14 protein-coding genes are annotated in these 19,002 nt (G+C 54.9%); 3 read left to right on the forward strand and 11 right to left on the reverse strand.

Annotated features, from left to right (window positions below; genetic code table 11):
- Positions 1 to 141: 141 nt before the first annotated feature.
- The gene (locus ACN0WW_RS13635; RefSeq protein ID WP_145955434.1) at positions 142 to 351 is read left to right on the forward strand and encodes a DUF5818 domain-containing protein; all 210 of its coding nucleotides are present in this window, start codon (positions 142 to 144) and stop codon (positions 349 to 351) included.
- A 1-nt stretch (position 352) separates the two neighbouring features.
- Here the strand turns inward: ACN0WW_RS13635 and ACN0WW_RS13640 are convergent, their stop codons facing one another.
- The 11 genes from ACN0WW_RS13640 to ACN0WW_RS13690 form a co-directional block, all read right to left on the reverse strand.
- The gene (locus ACN0WW_RS13640; RefSeq protein ID WP_089132013.1) at positions 353 to 1,552 is read right to left on the reverse strand and encodes a tyrosine-type recombinase/integrase; all 1,200 of its coding nucleotides are present in this window, start codon (positions 1,550 to 1,552) and stop codon (positions 353 to 355) included.
- 950 nt (positions 1,553 to 2,502) lie between these two features.
- Positions 2,503 to 3,999 carry an alpha/beta hydrolase domain-containing protein gene (locus ACN0WW_RS13645; protein WP_417613416.1) on the reverse strand — a complete coding sequence of 499 codons (1,497 nt, stop codon included), beginning with the start codon at positions 3,997 to 3,999 and terminating at the stop codon, positions 2,503 to 2,505.
- Between the two features lies 1 nt (position 4,000).
- Positions 4,001 to 4,777, reverse strand: a complete 777-nt coding sequence (locus tag ACN0WW_RS13650) for a hypothetical protein (protein ID WP_417613417.1) — start codon at positions 4,775 to 4,777, stop codon at positions 4,001 to 4,003.
- Between the two features lie 21 nt (positions 4,778 to 4,798).
- Positions 4,799 to 5,176: a DUF6152 family protein gene (locus ACN0WW_RS13655; protein ID WP_417613418.1), complete on the reverse strand. Its 378-nt coding sequence runs from the start codon at positions 5,174 to 5,176 to the stop codon at positions 4,799 to 4,801.
- 30 nt (positions 5,177 to 5,206) lie between these two features.
- Positions 5,207 to 7,825, reverse strand: coding sequence for a TonB-dependent receptor domain-containing protein (locus ACN0WW_RS13660; RefSeq protein ID WP_417613419.1), 2,619 nt, complete (start codon positions 7,823 to 7,825; stop codon positions 5,207 to 5,209).
- A gap of 69 nt (positions 7,826 to 7,894) precedes the next feature.
- Positions 7,895 to 8,938, reverse strand: a complete 1,044-nt coding sequence (locus ACN0WW_RS13665; protein WP_417613420.1) for a FecR family protein — start codon at positions 8,936 to 8,938, stop codon at positions 7,895 to 7,897.
- Entirely contained in the window at positions 8,935 to 9,450 is a 516-nt protein-coding gene (locus ACN0WW_RS13670) for an RNA polymerase sigma factor (RefSeq protein WP_417613421.1), read from the reverse strand. The genes ACN0WW_RS13665 and ACN0WW_RS13670 overlap by 4 nt, the downstream gene beginning before the upstream one ends.
- 1,128 nt (positions 9,451 to 10,578) lie before the next feature.
- Complete coding sequence (locus ACN0WW_RS13675) at positions 10,579 to 11,355, reverse strand: SDR family oxidoreductase (protein ID WP_417613422.1); 777 nt, start codon at positions 11,353 to 11,355, stop codon at positions 10,579 to 10,581.
- 128 nt (positions 11,356 to 11,483) lie between these two features.
- Positions 11,484 to 12,554 (reverse strand): phosphotransferase family protein, encoded by a 1,071-nt coding sequence (locus ACN0WW_RS13680; protein WP_417613423.1) that lies wholly within the window; start codon positions 12,552 to 12,554, stop codon positions 11,484 to 11,486.
- An 84-nt stretch (positions 12,555 to 12,638) separates the two neighbouring features.
- Positions 12,639 to 14,873, reverse strand: a complete 2,235-nt coding sequence (locus tag ACN0WW_RS13685) for a TonB-dependent receptor (protein WP_417613424.1) — start codon at positions 14,871 to 14,873, stop codon at positions 12,639 to 12,641.
- 370 nt (positions 14,874 to 15,243) lie between these two features.
- Complete coding sequence (locus ACN0WW_RS13690; RefSeq protein ID WP_417613425.1) at positions 15,244 to 15,819, reverse strand: TetR/AcrR family transcriptional regulator; 576 nt, start codon at positions 15,817 to 15,819, stop codon at positions 15,244 to 15,246.
- Positions 15,820 to 16,185: 366 nt separating this feature from the next.
- Here ACN0WW_RS13690 and ACN0WW_RS13695 point away from each other — a divergent pair, with 366 nt between their 5' ends.
- Positions 16,186 to 17,178 carry a hypothetical protein gene (locus ACN0WW_RS13695; RefSeq protein ID WP_417613426.1) on the forward strand — a complete coding sequence of 331 codons (993 nt, stop codon included), beginning with the start codon at positions 16,186 to 16,188 and terminating at the stop codon, positions 17,176 to 17,178.
- 43 nt (positions 17,179 to 17,221) lie between these two features.
- On the forward strand, positions 17,222 to 18,958 hold the full coding sequence (locus ACN0WW_RS13700; RefSeq protein WP_417613427.1) for an N-acyl-D-amino-acid deacylase family protein: 1,737 nt from the start codon (positions 17,222 to 17,224) through the stop codon (positions 18,956 to 18,958).
- Positions 18,959 to 19,002: the final 44 nt, after the last annotated feature.

Here is a 19,002-nt window from a genome sequence, read left to right on the forward strand (position 1 = left end):
GACGGCGCGGTCCCTAAAGATCGCGCCGTCACCTTTGAGGATGTTGCCTGCGGGCTACGCCCGCAGGCAACATCCTCAAAGGTGAGTTCTTATCCTGATTGACGGCGCTTTTTCACCTAGATTGTCGCGCGACACTTGATCATGAACCATTCAAACTCAAACCGCCTTCGGCTGACTGGCAAACTCATCAAAGGGGACCGCCGATATGTCCTGCAATGTGATGATAAAAGCGTTTGGAAACTGGATTTTCAAGACAATGAAGTTCCCGAAGATAATCACATGGTATTGGTTGAGGGTGTGAAAACTGGAGTTGACTCCATTGCGGTTGATTGGGTTGGTGAAACAAAATAACCTATTGTCGGCTGCAGTCACAGATACGAACAAGATCATCAGACCAAAGTTGCAACGCCTCGCGTTTTTCATTCATCCAGTTATATCGTTGGTAAACTTTGACGATACCAGCCTGAGAACCGCTAACGTGATTGAGAATTGCCTCAGTCACTTCCAACCTTACTCCCAGCCGCTGCAGGTTTGTAGCAACAGTCCGCCGGATGTCATGTAATGTCCAATGCAGAACGGGACGTTGCAAGTCAGATTGAACGTCGGCCCTCAACCGTCGCAACAATTTGGATATACCTGATGCACTAGTTTTTGGATTTGTCGCAGAAGGAAACAGCTTGCTGCTACCATCAGTAACCAGGCAACCTGAAACGACACGGCAAGCTTCTTCGGAAAGTGGAATGATAACAGCGTTGTTATTTTTTGCGCTCGACGCAGGTAAGTTCCAGACTTTTTCTTCTAAATCAAACTCCGCACGTTCAGCTCCAAATACTTCGCTTCGCCGTGCAGCGGTGAACAGCATGAGTTTCAAACTATGCTGCCAAGGAAACGGCTGATTTTCAACAGCCTTCCAAAGGCTTTTCAATTCTTCATTCGACAAAACCCTATCACGAGGTTTCGGTGCTGGTGGTCTGCTTGCTGCTGTTACTGGGTTGTACGCTAGAGTTTCTACTCGTGGTAAAACCCAATTGAAAAACACTGACATTTGCGCAGCAACAAGCCGGGCCATTACCGGCGCAGAACGCTCGCCATAAGCGATGCCATCAATTAACCGAGTAACATCCGTGCGCGTTATGGCGTCCACCGGACGACCGCCAAGCTCCGGTAAAACGTACTTTTTGAATATGCGCCGTATTTCTTTTGCAGATCGCTTGTTCTCAACGCGCTGCTGATCGTAAGTACTCCACAGTGCGGAAACCGTTTTGTTCGATCGTTTATCAGGCTTCGCCAGCTTCCGGCCGCTCTCAATGTCAGCACAAGCCTGGAGCGCTTTCTGCCTAGCCTTAGCCAGACCAATCCCGGGATAGTCTCCCAGAGTGATCTTTCTGAACTTTCCAGCAACCCGTTTTCGAACAATCCAACGACATTTACCTGTCGATCCTTTTACAAATCTCAACCCAACACAATCACTATCTGCGAGCTCCACTCGTCCTCGCAATGGTGTTTTCACCGCTTTTAATTTAGCATCAGTAAGCTTTATTTGATTTGGCATTTTGGCCTCTTAAAAACGTGCTACCCGGGTAGCGTTTCGAGAGGATACTATGGGATTGGCTGGAACATATCAAGAACATTATTTTTCTATTATCTAATTATTTCAGACGTTTAGGGAATATGTGGGATATCAAAATATCGGCTTAAAAAAACTTTTAATCAGTAGGTCGCTGGTTCGAACCCAGCAGGGCTCACCATTATTTCAATGAGTTATGGATGGTGCGTAAAGCGCGAAATGCGTTGGGGTATCGGATAAAACTTTAGACTGCTAAGTACTGTCCTAAACAAATTACGTAGCGTCAGGCAATTGATCTATCCATTCATGCTCTTTTGAACGATGGCGTCGCAAGATTGAAATCATATCGCCACTATAGGGAGCACTGCGTTTGATTTTTCGAATAATCTTCTTTGCACGTTTGTCAAATTCAGGACTCCACCGTCCATCGGGCGATACCTGAGGCCATAGGTCTTTTGGCTCTTGAATTAGCTCTGACAACTCAATGGCAAATTGATGCCTACTCGTTCATGACGCTTTTGTATCGACATGATAAATTTCAATCGAAGCGTTCACACGTCTCAATGAATCATCGCTGTCATTCATAGCACAGGGCTTGGCATTCTCCGGCCTACAGCCAAGCAATTTCCAATCATTAATTCGATAAGGATTATACAATAGCCGCCAATTCTCGACTGGCCCTGGTCAGTTCGCATTTGGGCGGCGCTTTCCAAAGCGATTACGTCAACAAATGGGCCGGTTTCGGACTGTCGGCTCGTAGGCGACCCGATGGCGGACGTTTGGCGCAACCACTGCTTCCCGCGCCATTTTTAAGCCGCGAGTGATTTTAAGGAAATCATCTGCTTCCCGGTGGGAATCAATCTGGCCGATGCTGTGTGGGTCCGCATTGTAGCGATGCTCGATTAGCCGTCCCTTCATTTCATTCACGATTGGCGCTAAAAATCCTCTGGCTCGGCAACGGGGTGCAGCCGTGCGGCATCCTCCGAGAGCAGATACCCCTGGTTGACGGTCTCCGCTTTCGCGGCCTCATACTTCTTGCGGTAGTTCGCGTAGCTGCCGTAGATTTTGCGGAGCCGCTCGGCCGAATAGGGCATCTTGGTGTCGTACGCCAACCCGCAGTTCGTTTCCTCCTCGACCATATAGATGGCGGAAGGTGCCTCGATCCAGGGAAGACGCACACCACCGATTGCGTTGCCTGTTGCCGCGTCGCGCGCAATATCATTCCCGTTACGCTTGACGCGCGGCGATTTCGGCATCGGCGTCCCGTTACGCACCCATTTATCCATCCCGTCCAGCAGGGCAGAGGCAACGACTTCGACCGGCTCGTCGTAGAGCGTGTTACACCGTGGATCGTCTTGCTTGCCGACATCGGCTGGCATGGGTTCGATCTCGCCGGTACCGACATCCTCCGGGCGCAGATGCGGCGTCCCGGGTACTTCATAATAACGCAGCGGAGGGTGATCGGTATCGGGGGGCACCGGAATTGCATTGACGGCATTATATCTAAGTTCCGACTGCGTGAAGATTGTCACGAATGGCGCGTCATCGGGCATATGGCGCGGTACCCGGATCACCTCTCCTCCAACTTCGCCATAGGACATGCGGCCAGTCATGTAGGCATCAATCAACGCGCTGCCGTCCTGCATTCGCCATTGCTGGTGGCGCCCCTGGTCGAGATAGTCCATCCATACTTGCGCGGTCACCGCCCAGCTGTTCACATAGACGCGATCAACATCCAGACCGGCCATCGGGCCGTCAGCGTCATTCGACTTGAGCAGCATGGCCAGCTGCGCACCGACGCCCTGGGACTGCGGCACGAAGGGATCGACGACATCGCCGCGCTTGAAGCGTTCAGGGTCGAAATAGAAACCAAGCGGAGCATAGCGCGCATAATCGAAGTCGCGCATGAATTCGAAGTTCACGATTGGCGCATAACGCGCGATATCTTTTGGCAAGTCGGTCGGCAGGAACTTCGGATCCTGTTCCGGCTTGTTGATGTTCAGCGTGTAACCGACATAGGCATAGCCTTGGCGCACAAGATAATCCCGGGTCAGTATCCAGCCCGCGCCGCGTTCGCCGAACCACGTAAACGGCTCGATGATGACCGTCCCGTTGAAGCGGGCCGGATCCTTCGGCTTTCGCACCAGAACGCGCGTGATGTAAGGCGCGTCGAAGAGCGTTTCGCCCTTGGCGGTAATTGCAGGCGCGATACCGGAGAGATAATATTCTTCTTCCAGATATCCCGCCTTGGTTAGGTCGATATATTCCGTCCCTTCACGATCAGCCGAAGAGAGCGGAGCCTTCCCCGAAGACGGGACGGGCAGGACATTCGGTTTCGCCGGCACCTCGGCCACCGCGCTGCCGGACAAGCACAGGGCAGACACCGTAATTGCAATCGCCAGACTGCCCTGCCGTATTCCTCTTTTCGTCATCTTAATCTCCCGTTGGCCCCAGATTAAGATGCGAGCCGCCCTCTTCGTCGACTTCTATCTGGTTGTTTTCACATATATATTCGCTGATCCGATAATCCGATTTCTTATAGGTCAGAGTGAAGGAATAGGGTTCCGCGAATATCGTCGGATCATCGATCGTCACATGATCTTCGAGCGTGTCGGAGTCCGTCTTTCGAATGCGCTCGGTCAGTCGGAGGTCAGGCGTGTGGGGAATGCCGTAATAGGTGACGTCCGGTTGGATGCCTACGGTTTCGACCACCAGCGTGTCGTCTACCCACTGCCCCACCGAGTGACCGTAATAGGATGGCGAAATCTCATCGGCGGGCGGCATGCTGTCGTCCAGCCAGATACGCCGCGTCTGGGTCAGAAACTCCGCGAGCACGATAACCTGACCCTCGGTCTGCACGATCTGGATCGGATAGATTGCCTCCATGATCGTCGGCATGCCTTCCGGCAAGCAGCGCGTGCTGGCATTGGCAAGCGGGGTGCCGGCAAGATTGGCCGCAGCTTTGCGTTTCTGCAGGTCGTCATACGCCTTTGCATAGGGTTCATTCAGCTTGAACGGGCCATTGGGGGGGATCGGATTATCGGGATCGGGTCCCGCCCAATCCTCGGGGTAACGCTCCCAGGTGCCGCTGATGTCCGGCTTCGCGACCGCCTCTTCGGCTTGCACAGCGGACGTCGCCTGAACGACGCAGAGTAAAGCCAGCAATCCGCTGACCCCCCAGTTTCGACGCAATGATCGGCTTTCCTTCATGGTTCAGTCCTTTTCGATCGCCTATCCCTTGAGTACGGTTCCATCGGCGCGCACGAGCTTGACGAGCAACCCGCCCGGGCGACCATCCTTGAGGGGGTTGAACACCACGGTTACCTTGTCGCCGCTCTTGACGGCACCGACCTTCCAGCCCTCTCGCATCAGAATGTTAATGCTGGCGCTCTCGATCCGGTAATGCTTGGACTTGCCTCGCTTATCCTGCACTTTCACGTCAATCATGACATGTGGGTTTGTCCAGGCGAACTTACCGACCACCCCGGTGACGGTTCTCTCCTTGTTTCTGTTGAACATGGCAAAAGAGTGGTGGGCAAGGGCAGGTGCCGCCGCTGCGATGATCGCCAGGGCAAAGGCTGGCTTCCAGATTTTGGACAGTTTCAGCAATGAAGGTCTCCTTACATTCATGGTGGGGAGTCAAAAAGTTAGCCGATACTGGAGGCCGATCTGGCGGGGACGGCTGACGGCGCCGCGTGGCAGGCGCTGCACGCCGCCGCCCGCGGCCATTTCCGTACGTTCGAACCCATTGGCGTAGATGTCACCAAAGTTCAGACGCTTATCCAAAAGGTTCTTGCCGTAGATCAGCAATTCGGAGTTATCGAAACCCAATCCGATATTCGCGTTCACGATGTTGAACGGTTGACGAGTGAGGAAGCCGCCTTCGTTATTCGCCACTTTGACGGAGCCTGTATAGGAATAGTCCGCGGCGGCGAACAGATTGATATTTTCGCTGACCGGCGTACGATAATATGCGGAGACGGTTCCGGTGAACCGTGGTACCTGCGCGAGCCGCGAGTTCGGCGCTTGCGGCAGGAAACCCGGGTCGACCAGTTTGCCATTTGTATAGCCCAGGCCCAACTGCACTGTCAGCGGAACATCTGCCAACGGTCGACCGGACACCTCCAGCTCTCCACCGCGAATGCGTGCCTTGCCAGCATTGGTGACGAAGCCAGTACTACATTCAGGCAGGAAAACCGACTGCTGCATGCTGGACCAGTCGATCTGGAATATCGCGCCAGAGACATTGACCCGACCATCTGCCACCCGGCTCTTGGCGCCCAGCTCATAACTCCACAAACTATCGGGCTGGTAGGAGCCGATGTCCCCTCTTGTCAGGCCCAGCGCGGCCAGTTCTGGATCGCAGAAGTCATCCGTGAACGCTGGCTGGGTGCCACCTACACGAAAGCCCTTCGAGACCGATGCGTATATATTGCCTGCGTCTCCAATCTCATAGGATGCGACGAACTTGGGGACCAGACCTGACTGGCTGTTGCTCGATGCCGGAGTAAAATCACCGTCAGGGCCACTGAAAAAGCCTGTTCCCGGGAACGCGTCGGCCTTCTGCTTGATCCAGTACTGCCGTAGGCCAGCCGTGAGGATCAGCTTGGGCACGATTTCATAGTAGAGTTCGCCGAAAACGGCCGTGTTGTTCTCATGCTGCGGAAAGGTGAAATCCGCGAGATAGGAGGGATCGAAACCCTCTGCCGCGAGCTCGGGAACGTCAAGGCCGTCCATAATGAAGGTCAGGTCGTCTTCCTGGTGGAATACCCCGAATATGCCGGACAGGTTCGGAACGAGCTTTCCCTCATCGAAGGACAGCCGTGTTTCGTGAGTGAAGCGTTTATCCTTGACGACTACGTGCATGGGAAAGGCAGCATTGTTCAGATCGAGATCGAAGAAGTCGATCAGGAACCGGTTAGTGCCTTCGGTGGTGTCTTCCAGTTCATCGACGCGCCGTGAAAAATAGCTGGTCGACGATACGATAGAATAGCCCCCGCCATCGTAATCGATCACGACCGAGCCCAGACCCCAACGGTCGTTTGAATGTTCCTGAATATCACGATCGCGATCCAGAATGTAGGACTTCGGTTCGTAGCCGGGCAGCGGCACATAGGCTGCAGGGTAGCCGTTGAGCTTGCCCGATTGCCCCACCGCATTCAATGTAACTTCAAGGCTGTCGCTGAGACGAGTGCGGAGCGCAAGCGACCCGGCGAAGGTTTCGTTTCGTCCTTCATCATCCTTGGTGATGAACGCACCAGCAGTCGAAGGATCGGGGAACCGGCGCTTCAAGAATCCCGACTCGCGCGTGTAGCCAAGAGAGACATCCAGAGCCATCACATCCGGGATCAGCACAAGCCCGCCAAGGGCATTGACACCGTAATCCGTGCCGGCCGATTTGGTTTTGCCGATCTGCATCTCGGTCGTGAAGCTGTTATTGGTCAGAGAAGGCTTGCGCGTGATGAAACGCAGGTTACCGCCCATCGAGCTTGCCCCGAACAATGTGCCTTGCGGCCCTTTCAGCACCTCGATCCGGTCAAGCCCGAGCGTTTGCGGACTGACTGAGGCCGGGATCGGCGTATCGTTCAGGTAATAGGCCGTCGTATTCGCGCCGGCGACACCGCGGATCGTGGTGATTCTGCCACCACTGAAACCAGCTGCGGAAAAATCGGAGCCCTGCCCGTACTGGAACGTCACATTGGGTAACTTGGTCGCATAGTCAGCGAAACTCCGGATGTTCTGGGTTTCCAGAAATTCCGACGAGTAGGCGGTGATTGATGCTGGTACGCTCGTCAGCAACTCATCCTTGCGCCGAGCCGTGACCACGATTTCCGCGCGCGGCTCGGCGTTGCTGACAGGTGAGGTCTGTCGAGTTTGTCCAGTCTGCCCGGCGCTTCTATCGGCAGCCGACGGCTGTGCAGCCACATTGCGAGCACTAAAACCTGCCACCTTTCGCCTGACAATATACACCCCCGAGTTTCCCGGCGAAGCCTCCAGACCGGAATTGGCTAGCAGAGTGGAAATAGCATCGATCACGGTATATCTGCCGCGCAGCGCAGGGCTGGTACGCCCTCTGACGACGTTCATGTCGAAAACAATCTGCTGCCGGGTCGTCTGGGCGAATGCCCGCAAAGCGCTGTCCAGCGACTGCGAAGGAATGTCTAGTTGATAGGTCTGCGCTTGTGCGCTGGCTGCCAGCGGCGAAGCAATTGCAGCGATCGCCGTCCCTATCATGAATAAATTGCGTGCGCCTGTCATATCATCTCCCCCTTTTTGTTATCAGTCACCGAGGTGACGTTAACTAAGACGCAGGAAATGCGGCAACCCTCACTTCAAACTTAAAGTATTTTTTGTCTCGATCATCACGCGGCCGGAATCAGAGGTGATTTTCAAAGCGTAAGCCTCAGTAATTGCATCAAGAAATGCACGGCTATCGCCGGCGTTAAAAACTCCGCTAACCTTGACCTCAGATGCTCGAGCATCGCCGGTCTCGATTTTTGTCCGGCTGTAACGATTGACCTGCACCAAGGCCGATGCCAGCGGCTCGTCGATGAAGACCAACTGACCAGTTTCCCATGCTTGCGCGCCCGCAATGTCTGCTTGTTCGATTCTTGGAACGGCCGAAGGGGAAATGTTGGTGACCAGTTTCTCTCCCGGGCCGAGCGTGAAGGATTGGCGAGATGAAGGACTGCCAGCCCTGGAAACCTTCACCTGGCCTTCGAAGAGCACGACTTGCAGGTCTCTCCTGAGCAGTTCGACACTGAATGACGTTCCGGTCGCCACCGTCGTGCGTCCGCCTGCAGTTACAGAAAAAGGACGTTTCGCGTTCTTTGCTACGTCGAATTTTGCCCGCCCCTTTTGCAGCGTCAACACACGCTGGTCGTCCTCATACAGGACGGTCACCTTTGTTGCTGCATCCAGCGTCAAGCGGGAGCCGTCGGTAAGGGTGATCATCTGCTGTTCACCGACATTGGTCGCAAATACCTCTGGCTCCGCGTCGGGACTCATCGGGAAGTTTGTCCACAGGAATACGGTGAAGGCCGCCATCACAACACTCGCCGCGAGCGCCGCAGCGAGTTGCCAATTTATTCGAATCTTGTGCGTCCATCGTCTGCGATTGGCACGGCGCAATGCCTCCAGCGCATCCGCACGCTGGGCTATGATCTCGGGGCTATCTGCAATGGCCGACAATCCCCTCCAGGCGATTTGAGCCCGGTCGAATATTTCGCCATGCGCGTCGTGCGCCGATATCCATTCATCGAATTCCGCCTGTTCGGCAGGCGCCAAGTGACCGGAAGCCAAGCGGGTGCACCAGATACTGGCCTGCTCCTCTATAGTCGCCTTGTGATCTAGGGCCTGGACCAATTTCACACTTCGTCTCCTAGCGCTTTGATAAGATTTGCCATTGCGCGATGAACGTGTTTCTCCACCGCACTCACGCTGATTCCAAAACTTTCGGCAATCGTGCGCTGGTCGATCTGTTCATACCGAAACAGCATGAAGATCTGCCGCGTCCGATCCGGTAGCTCCGCCAGAGCCGATGTCAGCAACGCTAGTGATTGCCGCCCCGCAGTGATCCGATGCGGATCGAGCGGGTCTATACCGAATTCATCTGACAGGCGAAGACGCGCTGCGTAGTCTGTGCGCACCTGCGCCCGCCTGCTGCGATCTCGCAACAGGTTGGCGGCGACCTGAAATATGTAAGCGTCAGTTTGTCGCATGGCAGCATGATCTTTGCTGGCAATGCGGACAAACACTTCCTGCGCGAGATCTTCGGCTTCGGCATAGTTGCATGTGCGGCGCAGAAAAAATGCAATCAAAGCCGGCCGGTAATCCCGGTGAAAATTCACCCACTTTTCCTCATCCTTTGATAACATGGGCATGCAACCGCTTCATTGCTGACAACCATAAGACGCATGAACTTGCATGATCCACAAGCTTTTACCTTGTTTCAATCAAAAGGATGTCTCTGCGACCTGGTGACAGGACCACCTCCGGCTGACATTGGGACGCGTGGCGGCCATTCCGGTGCGCCTGAATGAACGGCAGCTTCCAGGTCGCAAAACCGCCGTTCAGCCGATATAGCTCTGCGACTCGGGCCATTTCACCTTGTGCGATCGGCGGGTTACCGGGCTGGTCATTCGACAATAGACAAATCGCGCTGTCCCAAAACCGCCGTGCCCGCTCTGTCAAAATCTTGTCTGCTTTTGAGCCGCGGAAGAAAAGTCTACAATGACCGAAATTGCGCGCAATGCTGACGCTTCCAATTACGTGATCAAGGGTCTCGAGATGTATATGACCCGCCGGTTGTTGGAACCGGAAGGCACGCTACAGTCATGCTTCAAGTGCGCCGATCCAGAATCTAGATTTTTGGGCCTCACGTATCTTAATCAATCCAAATGTGGGTCCCAGCTGGGTCCCAGAAACATGCGCTCAACTGCTTCGGAATGCGTTGGCCTGTACCGATCTGCATAGCTGTGGATCGCGGGATCCTGCGACCCATGCAACGACTTGCGCCAAATTGCTTCAGCTTGCTCAAATACTTAGACCAACTTTTAATCAGTAGGTCGCTGGTTCGAACCCAGCAGGGCTCACCACCTTTTAGTGGGTTATTTCGGTAGCGCCGTTTTGAAATAACCGTTGGAACGGTGTTCTAGAACGGTCGACTTCATTGATCGATCAACGCGGTTAAGCCCTTTCTATCGAAATAGCTTACCAGACAGCAATTCGCCTGGACTGCGCGCATCAAGTTTGACTGCGGCGCTTGATCCAACGCCTCAGCGTTACCCTCCGGTCAGCATTCAACAAACCGAAGCCGGTTATATAACATCCGATTGTTTTACGATCATCGGCGTGACCGGGGGTACGAAGATGCGGTCAAAACAGAGAAATTGCGAATCCCGTGCAGAACGCGCAGCCAAGGATGTTCAAACGAGCGCTATGCCCTCTAGCAGGGATCATTTTATTGCCGTTGAAGCCTCAGGTTTTGCATAGCGAGCAGCCGCTCCACCTCAAGGGAGGCAATTGGCGCTCGCATCGCCGAGATCATTGCCTCCATCCACATTGAGGATGGTTCCTGTCACGTAATGCGCGTCCTCGCTGGCAAGATATAGTGCCGCCTTCGCAACATCATCCTTGGTCCCATAGTCCCGCAAAGCGAGCTTGTTTTTCAGTCGTGCTTCTGCCTCGGGATCAGCCGCGAGCCGTATCATCCCCTCCGTGTCCGCAATCGGTCCGGGCGAGATTCCATTGACGCGGATGCCGGCTGGCCCCCATTCGAGGGCCAGACATTTCACAACCATATTGACCCCAGCTTTTGCGGCACACGCGTGGACTTGAAATGCCATGGGATGGACCGCCTGCCCGGCCGTGATGGCAATGAGGGCGGCGCCCGGCTTCCGCAAATGCTCAAAACTTGCGTGAAAGACATTGAATGTGCCCAGCAGATCGATGTCGACGACCGTCTTGAAAGCATTGGCGCTCATTTTGAAGGCGGGCGCAAGGAAGTTTCCTGCGGCACCGGAAACGAGCACATCGATCGGCCCGAAGCGCTTGTGCGCCTCTGCGAAGACCTCCTCGAGCCGTGCGTGGTCGCGAACGTCGCAATCATAGCCAACAACGTCCACGCCCTCGGCGCGAAGATCAGCAGCAGCAGAAGCGATTTTCTCCGCGCTCCTGCTAACAATTGAAACTCTGGCTCCCTCGAGCCCGAATTCTCGCGCAATGGCAAGATTGATACCACTCGAAGCTCCTGCGACAAAAACTGTCTTGCCATCATATCGACCCAAAATACTTCTCCCCAACCCGTTGCAAATATTTAGAAATTTTCATCGACCCTACTGCCGGACATCAGACTTAACCGATGGAACCACCTTGATGGGGCATCTCCCCGGATTAGTGTGACAATGCCAGCGCCCTATCCCGCAGTCGCAGCGCCCAGACTGCTTATACGCTCAAGTTCGTGCCAATAATCGTCGAGCATGCGGGGTGCGCTCTCCAACAGGCCGAGGCGTGGCACGAAGGCAACCATCATGACCGAAAATTTAAATGCGGCCAGATCCTGATAATATTCGAAATCCCTGATTTTCTCGCCGCCCGCGTCTTCATACATTGCGATGAGCTGTGACACATCGGGGAACCAGCCCGGATTAGGCTGGTCTGGCGGCGAGACGGAGCGCGTCACAAACAGAAGATAGGCCAGATCCATCTCGCGCGGCGCTACATTAGTCATCTCGAAATCAATGATCGCCGAAACCTTGGCGTCAGTGAACATCAAATTGTCAAATTTGAAGTCGCCATGATTGACGACGTCGACATGGCCAGCCGGCCGGCGAGACAGCAACGCTTCCGCGGCCGACGCAACGCGATGGTCTTCCAGACCGTGATATTGTGCTAGGTCGAGGGCCCAGTTAATTTCCCGTTCAATCGAATCTTCGCCGCTGGCCACTTCATACAGAAATGCAAGTTTTGGATCATCCTTGTCGAGGGCATGGATGGCCACCAACTGACGGATCGCATCCGCTAGCATTTGATCGCGGTCATCGGGGCTAGCCGTTGCGAGCGCTCCGTCGCACCATGCTTTGGCGCTTCCGGCTTCCCCGCCTGTTTGCCTCATCACATATCCGGAACAACCCAGAAAGGTGCCGTCAGCATCCAGATACAGCGGCTCCGGAACAGGCAATCCTGCATCAAACATAACCTTCTGGACCGCAAACTGCCCAGCCAGGTTGTAAATATGAAATGAGGTTACCGGAGCGTCGCCATGAAATTTCAAAAAGAGGCTTTCCGGCTCGCCGCCGTCGAACGATGCGTCGATAAACTGGGCACCGCTGGAAAATCCGCCCGAGGATGGGGCCCGCATATCCAGGACAGTGACATCGGCTGCGCCGCTGAAATGCTGCAACATTGCTGCAACCCGTTCGGCTGGCATGGCCGCCCGGTTGTCGAGGATTGTTTGTCGAAGCGAACTGACTGCATTGGCCTCCATTTTACTAAAATCTCCATCAAATTGGGTGACGCCGCACCTTTGGGCTATTGGCGCGGCGTCTAACGTTAAGTCGGAAGTCTATCGCTAAAAGCGGTACGACAGGGAAAGGCCCCATTCTCTCGGCTTCGAGTAATTGCCGAGATAGGCTTCGGGAAGCTGGCCGGCATAGGTGATGTTTTGAAGATACACCTTGTCTCCAACATTGTTGACGAAGAAGCGCAGGCTTGCTCGCTTGTCCATCATCGAGAGTGTCGCCGAAGCATTGGCGATCGTATAGGCCGACTGGGTGTCACTAGGCCGACCGAAATATCGCAGAACGACTGAGCTGCTGTGGAAAATGTCGCCACGCAGAGTCAGATCCGAGAAAAACCCATCGCCGAGCGGTATTTTATATTCTGCTGCAGCCTGCGCCGTGAAATCCGGAGCATGGGGCAATGCGCTTCCGTCCAGATCGACCGCGAGTCCGCCTCTTGCCGCATCGAAGTCCGAGAAATTCTGGAACCGGGCGTTGAGGTAGGTTACCGCCCCGCTCAGGTTCAGATTTTCCATCACGTCAACACCAAACTCGGCTTCAAGTCCGTAAACACGAGCATCGGCGTTGCGCACGGCCGTGGTTGTCGGCGGTATCAGGGTGGTCATTTGAAGACCGTTATAATCATAATAGAATGCCGCGAAGTTGGCGGTGACCCGCCGGTCGGCGAACCGGGTTTTCAACCCGGCCTCGAATGCATCAATCTGTTCCGGGCCGAATTGCGGCAAGAACTGCAGATTCTGTCCGCCGGACTTATATCCCCGCTGCCATTGCACATAGCTGTGAACATCATCGCTGAAGTCATATTGAACGCCGACTTTCGGGAGCAGCCTATCGGATTTCATCTCGCTTGGCACATTGCCCAGAGCGACCGGTCCTCCACCCAGAGCAGTGGTATCAGCAAACAGGTTGCCCTTGAAGTCCTTGCTCTCGTGGTTGTAACGCAGCCCCAAATTAAGCCTCAGGGAGTTGGTCAAAGATATCGTCGCGTCTCCGAACAGAGCGTAGGAATTGGTTCGCTCGCTCACCGCCTGGGCCAGCGGTGCTACGCCAAAAATGATGACCGGCAATGCGATCTCGAAATCTTCGTGAAAATAGTAGGCACCCGCGATCCACTCTACCGGCCCGGTTTCGCCGATCAAATTGATCTCCTGAGCGAAAGATTCGGAAGGCCGGTAAAAGCCGGGAAGATTCCTGAAATGGTCAGGCGTCGAAGCGGGCAGCGCCGCCTGCAGGGCCGGATCAAGAAACGGAGCAAGATCGACAATACTGGCGCCCGTCCCGTCCGAATCGCCGAACACGATGCTCGTATGATCAACATAGCTGGTAATGGTGCGGAGCGTGATATTGTCGGCAAATTCCCAATTAACGGTACCCGTTGCAACCAGGGTCTCAGTGCTCTGGCCGAAAGGCGAGTTGGCATAGTAGACATTGGGTTCGGTCGTCTGAATGGCTGCAGGGACCAGTGCCGTCGGCGACAGCAACTGCTGGTATCCATTGACGCCAGTGGCTTTTTCGTAGCGCACCGCAAGATCGATAGTCGCCGTGCTTGACGGTTCGAGCCGCAGCGCACCGCGAACATAATCGGTGTTTTCATTGCCGATGGCTTTGCCGCTTGGCAGAAGGCGCACATAGCCGTCTTGCTCTTCATGGCCGCCGCTGACCCGAAAATACACACCCTCGGCAATCGGGCCGGACAGGAAGCCACTGGCTGCAAAAGCGTTCCGGCTACCCGTTGAAAGATTGACTTCGCCGCTGAAATAGGTGGTCGGGGCGCTGGACACAAAGTTGATGGCGCCACCGGTCGCGTTGCGTCCGTATAACGTACCCTGCGGTCCGCGCAGCACCTCAACCCGTTCCAGATCGATAGCTTTGAGGAGGGACATGGTGGACCGTGGCATCAAAGCGCCGTCAACATAGGTCGCAACAGTGGGCTCGGTAACGCCGGAATCGACGGTCGATCCGACCCCACGAATGGTGATAAGTGTGGTCCCGATATGGTCGCCGAAGTTGAGATTGGGAACGGCGTTCGCAATATCCTCAATACTGGTAAGCCCACGCGCTTCGAGCTTATCGCCTCCTATGGACGAAATAGAGGCAGGAATCTCCTGGATGTCCTGGCTGCGCTTTGTTGCCGTCACAACGATGACAGAGTCTTCGTCGGTTAATCTGGCATCCGTATCGTTGGCAGTGGTGTCCTCGATGGTCTGCGCCATGGCCATGCCGGGCAACCCCAGGCACAGCGATGCAATGACCGTACCGGCCTTATAAGTGTGACGTAATTTCATTTTTCCTCTCCTCCCAGAGTGATCTGTTTTTTGCGAATCTATGCTCGCGTTGCTGGTCATGTCGCGACGGCGCGTTTTGCGCCCAGCGACGGTCGATCGCGGACGGTCATGATACGTTTGATGGTAATCGTCAAGACAAATTTTTTACTCGTCAGAAGCGCACGGCCTGACCGTCATGTTCTCACACCAGGGGAACGAGTGCGTTCAACCAGATGCGGAAAGCGACGCTCACAGCAATTGGGGCATCTTGCCTATCGGCAGATCTGTCGGGTGCGAGGCCAGTGCCATCGACCGACCGCAAGCGGTCGATCAAGGCGTGCAACGGAAAGAGGCGCGGCGTTCCAAAACATCCACGCCACCCCGGAACCTGCTATCGCGTCAAAAGTGACGGAAGGAGAAAGTCTTTCAGCATTTTGCGCATTCGCTCATCATTATAATCGTCACGCATGGTTGCCATTGCATGGACATTCCTGATCCATTCCACCGCCCACTCGGTCGAAATTCCCTCGCGCAAGACTCCTTCCGCTCGGGCATTGTCGATCAATGGTGCCCAAAGGTCGAGCATGACCTGCTGCAATTTGGGAGAGCCGCGAAACATAAACTTGTCCTGAGCGTGATCCGCTCTTTCCTGGATTTGCAGCAAAATCGGGTCATTTTTGGCGGCCCGCAGGGAAAGCATGGAGCCTTCAATCAGCGCTTCTTCGAACGAGTCAAAGGTAGCGAACGCATCAGCCAGCTTTTTCGCAAGCAGATCGGAACGGTCGTCCGAAATAGCTGTGAGCAAATCGCTGCGCGTATCGAACACCCGATGAATCGTCTGTCGCGATACGCCCAATTCTTTGGCGACATCGATCATCGATGTCTTCGCCACACCGAAACGGTACATGCATTTGGTTGCCGCAGCGATAACTTGCGAAGGAGTGATTGGATTTTTGTTGCTACCCAATTTTTCTACCTAAATCCAGATATGAGAATTTTGCAATGGCCATGCGAAGAGCCGACCAATTGCCCCGATTGGCCTCGTATAGACTGTATAAAGCACATCTGCCAGACCGCAAATTCGCGGAAACACATATCTTCAAGAGACCCGCCCGCTGCGGCGGATTGAACCATCGGTTGCAAATCTCCCGGCCGCATGGAGCTCTAAATTTGAATTTTACATTGACCTTTAAGTGTAACATGATCTAGAGACCTTAGAGAGGGAATCGGAAATGCGGTTCTCTTGAAATGCAAATGCTCCTGCCGTTTCGGAAAAGCCTATCAAGGGCGGACAGACGGTGAGGACACAACATGCTTGGGAGAGTTGAAGTCTATGTCTTATGAGGCGAGCTGGGATCGTATCCACCAACCGGGGCAAGACGATGATTGGCAGGAAAGCGACTGCTATTGGTTTTACGACGCCGAGGCTGGCGTTGGCGGTTACCAACGGATCGGGCAAAAGCCCAATATCGGAGCCGGTCAGGTCACATTGTTCGCCTTCGCCAGAGATGGCGGCCGTTTTACGCTTAATGATGGATTCGTAAACGACAGGCCAATCTCGGCGGATGACCGCTGGGAAGATGGGCATCAGGTCGATTCGCATCGCGCTGATTCGCTTGGTGACGGGCGTATGCGCTACCGCTGGAACGAAGGCGGTTGTACCGGTGACCTTGAATTCTACCAAAGCTTTCACACACCGCGCGGCTGGTCAAAAACCGGCCATGAAGAATCCTTCATGGAGGCGATGAACCCCGGCGGTCATCTCGAATGCTCCGGCCGTTTGCGCGGGCGAGTTGAAATCGCCGGAAAAAGCTACGACATCGATGCTCTTGCGCATCGTGACCGTTCCTGGGGCTTCCGCGATTTTTCAGGGTTCGACTATCACCGCTTCCGGATGTTCAGCGGTACGGTGGGCGAAGAACTGAGCCTGGCAACCTTTGTGTGCGACACGGCCCAGGGGCGTACGGTTGCAGGCTATGTGGTACGCAATGGCGTCGACGAGGACATCGCCGACCTGCGGGTCATGGTCACCATCGATGCGGATGGGCTGACCGCTATCGGCGGCATGACGCATGTCACGCTCGCTTCCGGAGAAATTCTCAAAATTCCGCATCGCGGAGTCCAGGGCTATGTGACGCAGTTTGCTGCCAACAACAGCTTTCTCGTCGACACGATTTCAGAAATCGAATTCGGCGGAAAAACGGGCTTTTGCGATTCCGTTCACTGCATAAATCCTGCTCGAGGATCGCGGATGCCAGAGCAGGACGACACCCCATACTTGGCGGTTGATCGCGGCGCTTCGACGTTTGTCGACTACAACCTCTGAAACAGGATCATCGAAATCAGCAAAATCGAATTGTGAGGCAAAAATGTACGATATCATTATCAAGTCAGGCACCATCATCGATGGCACCACCTTTCCCCGTTACACAGCCGATATCGGTATCAAGAACGGGATCATCACCAAAATCGGGGGGCTTGCGGACGCCGACGCCAAGCAGGTGGTTGACGCCGCCGGCCTGATTGTCGCGCCGGGTTACATCGATTGCCACACCCATTATGACGCCCAGATCCATTGGGATCCCTATTGCTCCAATTCGGGTGAAAATGGCGTCACGACGGTCGTCGCCGGTAACTGCGGCTTTGGCTTTGCGCCGTGCAAGCCCGAGGACCAACATCGGGCGATGCTCATGATGGAGAACACCGAGCAGGTTCCTTATGAGCAGATGAAGGCGGCCATGCCCTGGACCTGGGAATCCTTCCCGGAATTCATGGACCATCTCCGCACGCTGCCCAAGGGCGTCAACTTCATGATGTATGTGCCGCTCAATCCGCTCATGATTTATGTCATGGGTCTGGATGCTGCGAAAACGCGCCCCGCTACGGACACCGAACTGGCCCGGATGAAAGAATTGATCGTTGAGGGCATGGAGGCCGGCGCGGCCGGTATCGCTCTGTCCTATCTGCAGGACAATAATGGCCATACCGATTATGATGGCAGCCCGATGCCGACCGATACGATGTCGCGGGAAGACGCCGTCGAACTGGCGAGCGCGCTCAAGACCATCGACGCGGGTACCATCCAGATCCTGTCGCACGTGCCCGGAATTTTCGACGACAAGGAACTGGCCGCGGAAATGCAGGTGGCTTCAGGCCGGCCGGTGATTCTGAATGTCGCACTCAGCACTGCTGTCATTGAGAAATGCTATCAACCTCTCCTCGATTGGGCGCATGGGCAGGTGGACCAGGGACGCGAGATCTTCGTGCAGTCCTTTGTCCAGCGCTCGTGGAGCGAGTTCAACCTGATCGACTTCAATCTCAATGATGCGATCGAAGAATGGCGGGATATTTCCAAGCTGCCGACGCTGGAAGAGAAGCTGGCGAAGATCGCTGACCCAGCCCATCGCGCATTGATGAAAGAGCGCTACGACACGTCGCGTCTGATGACAGGCAGCGGGCCGGTAGAGGAATTGACTCTAACGGTGGCCAAGGATTCTGAGGAACTGGCGCCACTCGTTGGCAAGACTGTCGGAGAAATCGCCGAAATGCGCGGGCAAGATCCTCTGGACGTTATGTTCGACATCAGCCTGGAAACCGGCGGCTGGGCCGATTTTCAAACAGCTGTCAATTCCGGTGGCAACGTCGTTGAGGCGGCCGAATTGATAGCCGACCCATTGGTAATGGCCGGTAGCTCAGATGGCGGCGCGCATTCCAAATTCTATTCCGGCGGGCATTGGGCGACGGAATTGCTGGTCACGCTTGGCCGTGACGGTAAATTTATTTCGCTTGAAGATCTCCACTATCGGTTTGCGTGGCAGCCGGCCCGCGTGATGGGGCTGAGCGGGCGTGGCGCAATCATGGAAGGCTATGCAGCAGATATCGTCATCTATGACCTTGCGGCCATGGATGTGAGTGCCTCCAGCTATGAAATGCGGTTCGATCAGCCGGAAGGCGATTGGCGTCGCTATTTCCCGACCTCGGGCTATCGCTTCATCCTGGTCAACGGAGAGGTCACATTTGTTGACGGGGAGCCGACCGGCGCACTTTCAGGCCTGATTTTGCCGTCTACCGAAGTCGAAGACAAGGCGCTTCTCGCGGCCGAATGAGGGCGCTGAAGCACACGCAACGAAGCGGATAGTCGCGCAAAGGA

It is taken from the genome of Parasphingorhabdus sp., from assembly GCF_048269865.1.
In the GTDB taxonomy this organism is placed as follows: Bacteria; Pseudomonadota; Alphaproteobacteria; order Sphingomonadales; family Sphingomonadaceae; genus Parasphingorhabdus.

Excerpts from the sequence above, each read along its gene's own strand:
- ACN0WW_RS13635 (WP_145955434.1), top strand. The coding sequence starts at position 142 with ATGAACCATTCAAACTCAAACCGCCTTCGGCTGACTGGCAAACTCATC.
- ACN0WW_RS13640 (WP_089132013.1), bottom strand. The coding sequence starts at position 1,552 with ATGCCAAATCAAATAAAGCTTACTGATGCTAAATTAAAAGCGGTGAAA.
- ACN0WW_RS13645 (WP_417613416.1), bottom strand. The coding sequence starts at position 3,999 with ATGACGAAAAGAGGAATACGGCAGGGCAGTCTGGCGATTGCAATTACG.
- ACN0WW_RS13650 (WP_417613417.1), bottom strand. The coding sequence starts at position 4,777 with ATGAAGGAAAGCCGATCATTGCGTCGAAACTGGGGGGTCAGCGGATTG.
- ACN0WW_RS13660 (WP_417613419.1), bottom strand. The coding sequence starts at position 7,825 with ATGACAGGCGCACGCAATTTATTCATGATAGGGACGGCGATCGCTGCA.
- ACN0WW_RS13670 (WP_417613421.1), bottom strand. The coding sequence starts at position 9,450 with ATGCCCATGTTATCAAAGGATGAGGAAAAGTGGGTGAATTTTCACCGG.
- ACN0WW_RS13680 (WP_417613423.1), bottom strand. The coding sequence starts at position 12,554 with ATGGAGGCCAATGCAGTCAGTTCGCTTCGACAAACAATCCTCGACAAC.
- ACN0WW_RS13685 (WP_417613424.1), bottom strand. The coding sequence starts at position 14,873 with ATGAAATTACGTCACACTTATAAGGCCGGTACGGTCATTGCATCGCTG.
- ACN0WW_RS13695 (WP_417613426.1), top strand. The coding sequence starts at position 16,186 with ATGTCTTATGAGGCGAGCTGGGATCGTATCCACCAACCGGGGCAAGAC.
- ACN0WW_RS13700 (WP_417613427.1), top strand. The coding sequence starts at position 17,222 with ATGTACGATATCATTATCAAGTCAGGCACCATCATCGATGGCACCACC.